6 protein-coding genes and 1 pseudogene are annotated in these 12,298 nt (G+C 41.2%); 4 read left to right on the top strand and 3 right to left on the bottom strand.

Annotated elements, in window-relative coordinates:
• Positions 1-104: 104 nt before the first annotated feature.
• Positions 105-3,833: a non-ribosomal peptide synthetase gene (locus O9323_RS15845; RefSeq protein ID WP_288125403.1), complete on the bottom strand. Its 3,729-nt coding sequence runs from the start codon at positions 3,831-3,833 to the stop codon at positions 105-107.
• 493 nt (positions 3,834-4,326) lie between these two features.
• On the opposite strand from O9323_RS15845, the gene O9323_RS15850 reads away from it, so the two are divergent.
• From O9323_RS15850 to O9323_RS15865, 4 genes and pseudogenes are all read left to right on the top strand, one after another.
• Positions 4,327-5,505 carry a hydroxymethylglutaryl-CoA lyase-like TIM-barrel protein gene (locus O9323_RS15850; RefSeq protein ID WP_288125404.1) on the top strand — a complete coding sequence of 393 codons (1,179 nt, stop codon included), beginning with the start codon at positions 4,327-4,329 and terminating at the stop codon, positions 5,503-5,505.
• Positions 5,489-6,553 (top strand): isocitrate/isopropylmalate dehydrogenase family protein, encoded by a 1,065-nt coding sequence (locus tag O9323_RS15855; protein WP_002752283.1) that lies wholly within the window; start codon positions 5,489-5,491, stop codon positions 6,551-6,553. Before O9323_RS15850 ends, O9323_RS15855 begins: the two co-directional genes overlap by 17 nt.
• 159 nt (positions 6,554-6,712) lie before the next feature.
• Positions 6,713-6,865: pseudogene (locus O9323_RS15860) on the top strand (3-isopropylmalate dehydratase); the annotation flags it as partial.
• A 132-nt stretch (positions 6,866-6,997) separates the two neighbouring features.
• A complete protein-coding gene (locus tag O9323_RS15865) occupies positions 6,998-8,296 on the top strand; it encodes a 3-isopropylmalate dehydratase large subunit (protein WP_256377757.1) in 1,299 nt (432 codons plus the stop codon).
• Positions 8,297-8,790: 494 nt separating this feature from the next.
• Here the strand turns inward: O9323_RS15865 and O9323_RS15870 are convergent, their stop codons facing one another.
• Positions 8,791-10,794, bottom strand: a complete 2,004-nt coding sequence (locus O9323_RS15870) for an ABC transporter ATP-binding protein/permease (RefSeq protein ID WP_193977340.1) — start codon at positions 10,792-10,794, stop codon at positions 8,791-8,793.
• A 63-nt stretch (positions 10,795-10,857) separates the two neighbouring features.
• Positions 10,858-12,298: thioesterase domain-containing protein (locus tag O9323_RS15875; protein WP_288125405.1), on the bottom strand; the 1,441-nt coding region annotated here is incomplete at its 5' end.

Raw genomic sequence — 12,298 nt, forward strand, 5'->3', positions numbered from 1 at the left:
GATTGTCTATCTTTTGGTATTAACCTATTTGTGCCTTAAGTCCTTTCCTGTATAAATTTCAGCTACTTTTGAGCGTAGTTGCTCTCATCGAATTTTATTTTAAGTTAATTATTTGCATAACAATTCCCGAAGAGCCATAAAAGTTCAGGATTCTGGCTACTTTCTTGAGCAATAGTGTCTTTTTGACTATCTAAACAAACCCATTGAAGTGCCTGTTGAGTTTTTAGATTTGCCCATTTTTCTAAAGTAACCACAATAGAAACTTGAGCGTCATTAACCATATAAGCCAGTCTATCTTCTGGATAGGTGGGATCTAGGGGTAAATAGGCTCCTCCTGCTTTGAGTATTCCTAATAGTCCAATGAACATTTCTAAGGAACGTTCCAGAAAAATGCCGACTAAGTCGTCAGGTTTAACTCCTAATGTTTTGAGATAATGAGCAAGTTGGTTTGCCTGTTCGTTTAATTGTTGATAGCTGAGGTATTTATCCTCAAATAGAACAGCGATCGCCTCTGGTGTTTTCTTGACCTGTTCTTCAAAAAGTTGATGGATTCCGTTAACTTTCGGATACTCAGCTTGAGTGTTATTCCATTCCACTAATAACTGATGTTTCTGTTGCTCTGTTAACAGAGAATATTGAGATAGTTTTTGATTGGGATTCGCTAAAATTCCTTGTAATAGGGTTTGATAATCTTCGACCATTCTGTTGATAGTAGATTCATCAAAAAGGTCAGTATTATATTCCCAAACCATCGTAATGCCTTCGGTCTCAATGCTCTTTGTCTCTGTGGCCGAATTACGTCCAACTCGCTGCTCAGAACGAGGAATAACCACAATATCCAAATCAAATTTTGCCGAATTATTAGTAAGGGCTTCGTTCTGTTTAATGGTTAACCCAGGTAAATTCAAATCAGGCAATCGAGCATCATGGAAACTGAACATTACCTGAAATAAGGGGTTATAACTTAAGTGACGAACGGGTTTTAACACTTCGACAACTTTATCAAAAGGTAAGTCTTCATTGGCATAGCCTTCCAGGGTAACTTGACGTACTTGCTCTAACAGTTGTTTAAAGGTGGGATTTCCCGAAACATCAGTACGAAGTACGATATTATTGACAATCATGCCAATCAGTCCCTCTGTTTCTCGCAACCGTCGGTTAGCTACTCCAGAACCCACACAGATATCTTCCTGGCCTGTATAGCGATAAATTTGCGCGACAAAGACGGCAAACATACTCATGAAGAGCGTTACCCCCTCTTGACGACCCAGGCTTCTCAGGGGTTGGCAAATATCTAAGGGAAGATCCACCCGTACTTTTCCACCCCCATAGGTTTGCTCGGTTGGCCGAGGACGGTCATAGGGTAATTCCAATAGGGGAGGAATACCCGCTAATTTTTGATGCCAATAGTTGAGTTGTGCGGTTGCTTCCTCTGTTTTCGTCCATTCTCGCTGCCAATGGGCAAAGTCCACAAACTGCAAGGAAGGTTCACTTAAGGGAGAAGGTTTTTCTTGGGAAAAGGCTTGATAAAGGGCGACTAATTCCTTTAAAAATAAATTAAATGACCAGCCATCATGAACCATGTGATGTTCCACATGAATTAACACCCATTCTTGTTCATTTAATTTTAATAATGTCCAATGTATTAACGGTAATTGACTAATATCAAAGGGTTTATGGACTGCCTGTTCAGTCAATTTTTCGACTTCTTCTTCCTGTTTATCTTTGGGAATATTTTGTAAGTCAATGACTGATAATTTAACAGGTTCAGGTGGATGAATGACTTGTACCAGTTTTCCCGCTACAGAGGGAAATGTGGTGCGGAATATTTCATGACGACGTAAAATTTCACTGATACTTTTTTCTAAAATAGATACATCTAAAAAGCCTTTAATGCGGAAACTTTCTTGAAATTGATAGGCGGTGACAGATGGTGCTAATTGTTCAATAAAATAAACCCTTTCTTGAGCAAAAGAAACTGGCAAATAACCGTCCCGCGCAATGGGCTTGATTGTTTTAAAGCTAGTTGTTTTCTTAACTTGCTGTTGCTGTACAATTGTTTGACTTAAATCACCAATGGTGGGATTCTCCAACAATTGTTTAAAGGACACTTCAACATGGAAAATATCCCGTATTCGAGATAAAATTTGTGTGGCAACTAGGGAATTTCCCCCCAAGTGAAAGAAGTTGTCATTGACTCCAATTTTTTCTAATCCAAATACTTGATGCCAAATTTTTGCTAATTTTTCTTCTTGTTGATTACGAGGGGCAATAAAGGGAGTTTGACGCTCGTTTCCGTCATAATCTGGCATGGGTAAAGCTTGACGATCAATTTTTCCATTGGGACTAAGGGGCAACTCATTTAATACAACAAAAGTCCCAGGAATCATATAGCCAGGAAGCTGATCCTTCAGAAATTTTTGCAGAGTTTCTGTTAAATTTTCCTCTTTTGAATGGGGAACAAAATAAGCAACTAATCTTTTATTTCCTAAAGTATCTTCTCGATCAATAACAACCGTTTGAGCGACTTGATGATGTTGCAGTAAAACGGTTTCAATTTCTCCTAATTCAACCCTAAAACCGTTGATTTTAACTTGATGATCAATTCTTCCTAAATACTCTAAATTACCGTCAGCTAAATATCTGCCTAAATCCCCTGTTTTATACAATCTTTCTGAGGAACTAAAGGGAGCTTGAATAAATTTTTCAGCCGTTAATTCGGGACGATTCAAATAACCCCTGGCAACCGCAGCACCTCCGATATAAATTTCTCCTGGTGTTTCAGTAGGAACGATTTTTAAGGTTTCATCTAAAACATAAACTGAAATATTTTCTCCTAAACTCTTTCCAATCGGAATTTCTGTCCTGTTGCGTTGACTTTCTGTTAGTTGCGATAGGTGACAAATGCTTACCTCAATTGTCCCTTCTGTGGGGCCATAGGCATTAATTAATTCAGGAAAATTTCCTACATTTTTAAACCACATTCTTACCAATTCTGGTTGAACTCTTTCACCGCCGATAATAATTAATCGCAAACTGTCTGGTAATGCAACTTTACTCTTGACTAATTCATTAATTAATAAATGCCAGTAAGCGGTGGGTAAGTCCCAAACAGTTATTTGCCAATCTTGAGATTTTTGAACAAATGAGGGGATAGAACTGATCATTTCTTCAGTTCTTAAGACTAAGGTAGCACCAGAACAAAGAGTGGTATAGATTTCGTGTGCTGCCACATCAAAACTGATAGAGACAAATTGAAGAAAGCGATCGCTTGTCGTCATCTGATATTGGGCGATCGCTAGTTTAGTGAAGTTTACCAAGGATTGGTGTTCAATCATTACCCCCTTGGGTTTGCCCGTTGATCCTGACGTATAGATGACATAGGCTAAGTTCTCCGCATCTACCGTATTAACCAGATTCTCTTGACCATAACTGGCAATTTTTGCCCATTGGCTATCTAAACAAACCACCTGGCCTGCATAGTCGGAAATTAAGTTAGACCATTGGGCTTGCGTGACCAATACAGATATTTGAGCATCCTGCACCATGTAGGTCAATCTTTCTTGGGGATAGGCCGGATCTAGCGGAACATAGGCTCCCCCTGCCTTAAGAATACCCAATAAGCCAATGATCATCTCTAGGGAACGATCAACACAAAGTCCCACCAATGTTTCGGACTTAACCCCCAGGGTTCGCAGATAATGGGCTAGTTGATTCGCTTTGGCATTTAATTCTTTATAGGTCAATTGCCCTTGTTCTGACAGGACAGCCACCGCTTCGGGTGTGCGTTCAACTTGGATTTCAAATAATTGGTGAGTGCATTGATTGAACATAGGAAAAATACCTAGAGAAGTTAGTAGCTAGAAGCCCTAGTCTTGAACAATAACATAGAAGATCGCTAAATTACAAGGCGATCACTTAAAAAAATCTGTATTTGACGGGGTGACAAGAGCCTCTGATAAATATAGCACTTATCGGTATCTCGACGTACAGTTTTTTTTACAAAGCTTGCTGAGTAAGGATTTTAGCTTTTTGTCTGCACGGTTTAATTAAGCAAAGTGCTGTATATTCTTATCAACCTCAATTGTCAACATTCCACATTGGCAGTAATATCAATACTGTAAGTCATTCAATTTATCGGCGGGACTTTGTGGCAATTTGGCTCTTCTGGCTTACTAGCTTAAATTGTATCATGGGGATACAAAAAAAACTGGTGCTAATCATGGAATCCTTAACGCAAAAGGCTTTTATCCAGTATTAGCTTTATTTACCATTGTAAAACCAGATGAGTCAGCAATTTTAATGAATTAATGAATTAGAGGAAAAATGCAAACTCTTCCTATTAAAATTTCAGATACGACCCTACGAGATGGGGAACAACAGGCAGGGCTATTCTTTTCCTCTGAAATGAAATATGAACTTGCCCATTTAATTGCCGAAATAGGCGTATCTCATATTGAATTTATGCCTTGTGTCTGTGATCAGGAAGCACAGTTAGCAAAAACCTTAGCAGCAGAAGGATTAAAGCCCGACATTATTGCTGCCACTCCGTTCAAAAAGGACTTGATTGATATAGCAAAAGACTGTGATGTCGATCAGATCGTACTTTTTAAAGGGCTTTCTGATCGCTTACTTTTTCTACGCGATCGCGAAATCTCTCAGATGGAGGAGTTTAACGGGAAGACTATTGATGATCCCATTCCTGCCCACATTATTAACCGAATCCGTCAAAATGCTATTGATGAAATTGTTGACCATTTACGCTATGCAACTGATGAAGGAGGAGCCAGGGTAAACCTTGCTATTGAAGATGCTTCACGGGCTGATTTTGACTTTTTGGTTGAGTGCTTACGTTCCTTTAGCCCTTACATTGAATTCTGTTTCCTCTGTGATACCGTTGGGGTTCTGACTCCCGAAAAGAGCTATATCTGGATTAATGATCTACTGCAAAGTAGCATAGGGGTCAATCTAGGAGTACACTACCACAATGATTTAGGTTTAGCGCTAGAAAATACCCTACAATCAGTGATGGCTGGAGCTACCTTAGTTTCGGGAACCTTTGGCGGTATTGGTGAGCGTTCTGGGAATGTTGCCCTTGAGCAGGTATTAAACGGCTTAAAAATTCGCTTTGGCATTGAAGTCGAAGGCATTAACTATGAGGCGATCGCCCCAGTTCTGGATTATATGCAACAAAAAGGCATTCGTCCCGCCGCTCCTTACTCCCAACAAGCACAACGCCATGAATCTGGCATTCACGTCAATTCGTTGTTAGTAGATCCCAAAAGTTATGCCGTCTTGCCCCACAACACGATTGAAATTCTCTTTGGAAAATGGAGTGGTGCCAGCAATTTCCGTTATCTATTTGAAAAAGAACTCAATCATCCCCAACCCAAGGAACAATATGAGAAAATGCGCTCTGTGATCAAAACCTTAGCTGTAGAACAAGAACGATATTTTACCGCCGAGGAGGTGGTGGAGTTATGGAAAAATGGCATCTTTGAATAAATCATCCTATCGTATCGTTGCCATCCCAGGAGAAGGTATTGGGCCTGAAGTCGTCGAAGCGTCCTTAACCATTCTGCGCCAAGTTGCCCAACTTGAGGGATTTGCCTTAACTATAGACTATGGCTTGCTCGGTGGCATGGCCTTAGAAAAATTAGGTAGTACTTTTCCCCCAGAAACTAGCCAACAGTGTGAAGGGTCTGATGGCATTGTTTTTGGGGCAGTGAGTCAAGGGGGACTTCTAGAACTACGGAGGCACTTCGACTTTTTTATTAATCTGCGACCCATTCGCAGTTGCCCAGGTTTACTGCATACATCCAGTCTGAGACCTGAGAAAGTACAAAATCTCGATATTTTAATCGTTCGAGAACTGGTCAGTGGCATCTATTTTGGCTCGGCGGGGCGGAGTACGGATGAAAAAGGGGCCTACGGCTATCACACCATGTGCTATTACGATCGAGAAATTCGTCGTATTGCCAAGGTAGCCCTCCAAAAAGCTCAGGAACGTCGAGGTTTACTGACCGTTGCCCACAAAGAAAATGCCCTACCTCAGATTCCTTGGACTCGATTGGTACAAGAGGAAGCTACCAATTTTTCTGATGTGGTGGTGTCCCCAATGCTCGTTGATAACTTAGCCATGCAACTGGTTCTCAATCCTCAACAATTTGATGTGATTTTGGCAGGGAATATGTTTGGGGACATTCTCAGTGATATTGGTGGAGCGTTGGTGGGTTCCATTGGATTATTGGGATCAGCCAGTCTCAATGACCAGGGTTTGGGGATGTATGAAGCCATTCATGGAACTGCCCCAGATATTGCTGGCAAGGGCATTGCCAACCCTTTGGGTACTCTAGCGGGTTGTGTTTTGATGCTACAACAATGGGGAGAAATCAAGGCCGCCCAACGGATTCTTAATGCCCAGGAGCGACTTTTAGGCAAAGGATACCGCACTGCCGATTTGTTCCCTCAAAACCAGGAAACTTTGGTCAATACGGCTACCCTCGTTGACCTATTCCTTGAAGAAATTTCCCTTGAACAACCTACTGAATGAGGAGTTTAATCCATGACTGATGCTAACAAAATCCTGTACCTGGGAAATGATATTAATACTGACGATATTATTCCCGCTAAAAGAGGGACGAACGATGATCCAGACCACTTAAAACAATATGCTTTAGAACACATCATTGGCGTGGGAGAACTACTCAAGTATGATGAGATCGAAGCAGGGGATAATTTTGGCTGTGGCTCAAGTCGGGAAATTGCCCCCATTGCCCTCAAAGCGGCTGGAATTAAAAAGGTTAAAGCGCGATCGTTCGCCGAAATTTTCTATCGTAATAGTATTAATATTGGACTACCCTTGGAAATTATTGGGGAAACGGAACGCAACCCTGTGGTAGAAGCGATCGCCAACGAGGGCGGCTTAATGGCCTTTAATCAAAAGCGTCGTCAAGGCAAGGTTAAAATTCCGCCCAGTATCACCCCTGCCCGTCCCATGACCAGGGTAGAAAAGATGTTAGCAAAAGCTTCGGGCAATGATTATGTCAAACCAGGGGAAGGGGTGTTTGCCAAGATTGATCTGGCTTTATCCCATGACGCGGTGGCTAGTTCGGTCGCGAAGGTATTTTATGACAATTATGGAAAAACCGCCCAATTATGGGATCCGCAACGGGTGGTATTAGTCGCTGATCACTTTATCCAAATTAATGACATTCGCCTTGATAACAAAGCCCCGGTTATGTATGAGCAGATGGTCAAATTTGCCCAAGCTCAAGGCTGTCATCTGTTTGATGTCGTGTCTCCAGGGGAAGCGGCTGGTATCTGTCATGTGTTGCTCCCAGAACAGGGATTTATTCGCCCCGGAATGATCATTGCAGGAACGGACTCCCATACCTGTACCTATGGAGCCTTAGGAGCCTTTTCCACAGGGGTGGGAACCACAGATATGGCCAATATTTTTGCAATGGGGGATATGTGGATACGAGTCCCACCCACTTTGGTGTTTGAGTTATCGGGAACCCTTCCTCCTCAGATTAGTGCCAAGGATATTATCTTATTTATTCTGGGCAAATTGGGCTGTGGGGGAGCCACCAGCAAAGTCATGGAATTTCGCGGCTCTATCATTGAACAATTGCCCTTAGATGAACGCCTGACCTTGGCTAATATGGCCATTGAATGTGGTGCCATGTGTGGGTTAATTGCGGCGGATGAAGTGACAAACGATTATGTTACCAGTCGCACACCAATCGGGTTTGAAGACGTGTGCGCGAAGCGTGCCTTTGGCATCGCTGACCCCGATGCCGAGTATGAGGCTATTTATCAATTCGATCTGAGCCATTTGGAACCCCAGGTTGCCCGTCCCCCTAAACCAGATCAGGTAGTTAACATTACTCAATTAGAAGATGTTCCTATCACCAAAGCTTTCATCGGCTCTTGTACCGGCGGAAAACTCTACGATCTCGCTCAAGCGGCGGCGGTCTTAAAAGATCGTCAGGTTGCCCAGGGGGTAGATTTATTCGTGGTGCCAGCTTCGATGGAAGTACGTCAAAAAGCTGAAGAATTGGGCTATCTTGCCATTTTTGAGGAATCTGGAGCGCAAATACTAAAATCTGGTTGTGGAGCTTGTATTAATTCAGGAAAGGGAGTATTAGACAAGGAAGAAACGGGAATCTATGCCACCAATCGTAATTTTAAAGGACGCAGTGGCGACCCTACCGCTAAAAACTATTTGGCTTCCCCCAGAACGGTCGCAATTTCGGCTGTCAAAGGAAAAATTACTGCCAATCTTGATTAATACTTTTCTGTTGGCGCTCTCCTGGCTAAAGCAAGAAGATTCTTGGGCTAAATCCTGCCTCCACCAACAATGTTAGTCTCGGCCTTATACCATTTTTCTTTATTCGTGGCAGACATTCTACTCCTTTCTTGCCCCCCGATGTCGGGGGGGTGGGGGGCAAGGGTTGAGGGAAATTAACCATCTCTGCCATTACTTTAGAAAAATGGTATTACAGTTTCCTGGCTAGTCCGACTACACCTTTTACAGTTTGAAAATGCCAAAATTTTGGTCAATAACGGCGTTGAAATCCAAACGGAGTAGCAATCCTTACCACAGGAAATGAACCTGATCGCCTTGTCTCCCTATACCACCATCCAGACCGATTAGAGCCGCCCCCGCGCTATCAAAATGTCTCCGTCTCAAACACGATCGCCATTTTGTAGATTGGATTAACACAGAAAAACCAAATTTCGTTCAAAGAGGCGCGATCGCCCCTTTGTTAGAGTCATTTAAAGTTAAGTTCTGAGCCACTTTAATATCTGAGGATTTTTGTCATAAAGGTAGGTAAAACCATCCTTGGCTGTAATCACCTTCCCTCGACTGGCTTTACTCCGAATGCTAGAGAGTGATAGGTCTGTTAATAGTTTCATTTCCTGATGGGAAAATCCTTCAAGAGAATAGACTATTTCTGGTTCTGATCCATTATCGATAGTAATATCGGGTGTTATGGAATTGTTACTCGAAGCATTAGTAAACATTTCTCCCGCTTTTTTAAGGCGATAATCTTGAACGCTTAAGAGTTCCCAACTAGAGTCAGCAGAAAGTTCTAAAACCCATTGATGGTAATTAAACAAACTTTCTCGATGACCCACACTAATAAAGGTTGTCTTGCGAGTTTGTAATTGCTCGTATAAAATCCCCTCATTTGTTAAATCTAAGGCACTGGTCGCCTCATCTAAAATGGTAAAACTCGGAGAATTCACTAACAATCGAGCAAAGGCTAGGCGTTGTTGTTCACCGAGGGAGAGAATGTTTTCCCAGGGTTTTTCGGAGTCAAAGTCATCCACCCGATTTAGCACATTTTGCAAATTGACTTGTTGTAATACTGCTTGAAGTTCGGTATTGCTCATCTCACGATTGGTTAGAGGATATAGCAATTGTTCGCGTAAGGTTCCCAAAATAATGTAGGGACGTTGGGGCAAAAAGAGAATTTCTTCTAGGGGAGGACGCACTAAACGCCCAGTGCCAGCATTCCATAAACCGGCGATCGCCCTTAATAAAGAACTTTTACCTCGACCACTGGGCCCGACAATCAATAATCCTTCACCTTTTTGAACAGTAAGAGATAAATCCTCAACAATCACCTTTTCATAGTCAGGGGTTTCTAGGGTGACGTGTTCAAAGGCAAAATGATTTTCTTCTATGGTTGTAATTGTGCTGGCATTATCGGCTTGTTTAGTCACAGTTTCTAAGGCATTAGAAAATTCATTTAAACGTTCTACATAACTAGAAAAACGTCCTGAAGTACCAAATTCTGTAATTAATTCTCCCAGGGCCGATGCAAACATAAAACTAGCTAATGAAGCTTGCTCAACTTGTCCATAATCAATTTCTCCTTTAATATACAAAGGGCCAAGGACTAAAAAGGGAAAAAACTGAATGACGGAACGATAGCCCCGACTAAAAATTTCATTCCCTTTTTCCCAGTTAATTTTATTTTTCGTATCATTGATAACTTCCTGAAAACGTCGCTGAATAATATTTTGTTCCTCTTTTTCTCCCCGAAAAAAAGCAATAGATTCCGCATGAGTCCGAACATGGGTTAAGGCATAGTTATAATCTGCTTTTGATTGCAGTTGTGCCTGATTGATCTTGCTTAATTCTTGATTTAGATAGGCGGCAATAAAATTACCGATAATCGTGTAAAACAGTAGCGGAATAGCAATCTGTCGAGAAATTGACCAAACTACCGCTAAAAAAGTTAGCATTTCCAAACTTTTTTCTAAAAAAGTGGCCGAGAAACTAATGGCGTTTGTGGCGATCGGTTCAATTTCCTGGGCTAGACGTTGATCGGGGTTATCAATGTCAGATTGAAAGTTAATTTTATAATAGGCACGATTACTAAAATATTTCTCTACAATCTGGGTGTTTAACCATTGATACCAATCTAGGGCAATTTTTTTGCGAATATCTTTAGTGAACCCTGCCAGCAGCGTTACACAGATTAATCCGATCGCATAGACAGTTAATGTACTGGCAAATTGAGACGCATCTTTTTCTTGAATAATGACATCAATTAAACGACGATTAACAAAACTGTTAAAAGCCGTGACGGCGACTAATCCCACAATCAAAAAGATAAGCAGTGATAGCATTCCCCAGGAACGAATAACATCAGAAAAGCTTCTTTTATTTGATACAGTGGGATACCAATAGGGTTGGGCGATCGCCTTTACATCCCTTAAAAATTGGTTAAAGGAAGCAAGGGCATTGGCACTAGAAGCTGTTTGGGTTGTCATACTTGTCCTCTGACCGGTGAACGATCATTCATTTTAAACAATAATCAGGTCTTTTTGAAAGTTTTAGGCTAGGTAGCTATTGAGTTTTTCAGCGAGGACTGGATTTTTAATTAAACCATAGTGATCGCCGCTAATCCATTGAGATTGCAAGTCATTGATTACTTGATGCCAACCAGGATTTTTAATAGAACTGTCTTCCGCTCCTAAGAAAACACTTCTACCCAGATACGTCTTGGGAGAATAGCTGCTCAAAGCTTGGTGATTAATCTGGAAAACTTTAAACCAGGTTTTAACCTGCTGCTTCCCAAAATCTGACGGCAAAAGATTCGTCTCTTGACTCCAAGTAATAAACTTGTCTAGTAATTCGTCTGATGTAAAATGAGCAAGTTCACTCCCAGAGAAAGAGATTTCTTGATTAAATATACTTGCTAAATCTCTGATGAAAGAATAGGCAATATTGAGATCTTCATTAAATTCTTCTGTCAGGGAATTAGCATAATTTTTCTCCCTATTAACTGAATTAAGTAAACTGGGAGAATAACTATCTATTAAAGCCAGTAAAGCAACTTCTTGACCTTGGGTCAATAATTGTTGGGCGATTTCAAAGGCAATTACTCCTCCCATTGACCAACCTCCTAAATAATAGGGACCAGAGGCTTGAATAGTTTGTATTGCTTCAATATAAATCATCGCCATTTCTTCAATAGAGGCTACAGTTTTTTCTAATTCACTTAGCCCTAATGATTGTAATCCATAAAACGGCTGTTTCGTTCCTAAATTACGAGCTAAATCGGCATAACACAGCACATTACCACCAATGGGATGAACAGCAAAAAATGGGGTCTTATTACCTTGAGACTGGATAGCAATCAACGGTGAAGAGGCTGGCTGAGTTGTTTCTTGCGCTAGTAATTGAGCTAGACTTGCTATAGTTCCATTTTGAAAAAGACTGGTTAATGGTAAACGTTTATCTAACTTTTGTTCAATACGATTGATCAGACTGACTGCTAATAAAGAATGACCGCCTAATTCAAAGAAGTTTTCCTGAATACCAATATCATTAATGCCTAAAATCTCTGACCAGATTTGAGCTAATTGTAATTCCACTAAATTACGCGGGCCAATTTTAGGAATATTTTTTCTGGTCTGATCATCGGGTATAGGTAAGGAACGGCGATCGCATTTGCCACTGGGGGTTAGGGGCAAATCATCTAAAATAACAAAGGTATTGGGAACGAGATAGGCGGGTAATTGATTCGCCAAAAATTGACGCAGTTCGCTAGTAGTTATCTGGGAGTCAGAAGTAAGAACCACATAGGCAACTAAACGTTTATCGCCAGGAGTATCTTCACGGACAATCACCGCCGTATTTTGCACATCGGGACATTGACTCAGAACCGCTTCAATTTCTCCTAACTCAATGCGAAAACCGCGAATTTTTACCTGATTGTCAATGCGTCCTAAATATTCAATATTGCCATCGGGTAAATAACGAGCTAAATCT

The organism is Microcystis sp. LE19-131.1A (assembly GCF_027532015.1).
GTDB classification, from domain to species: Bacteria; Cyanobacteriota; Cyanobacteriia; order Cyanobacteriales; family Microcystaceae; genus Microcystis; species Microcystis ichthyoblabe_A.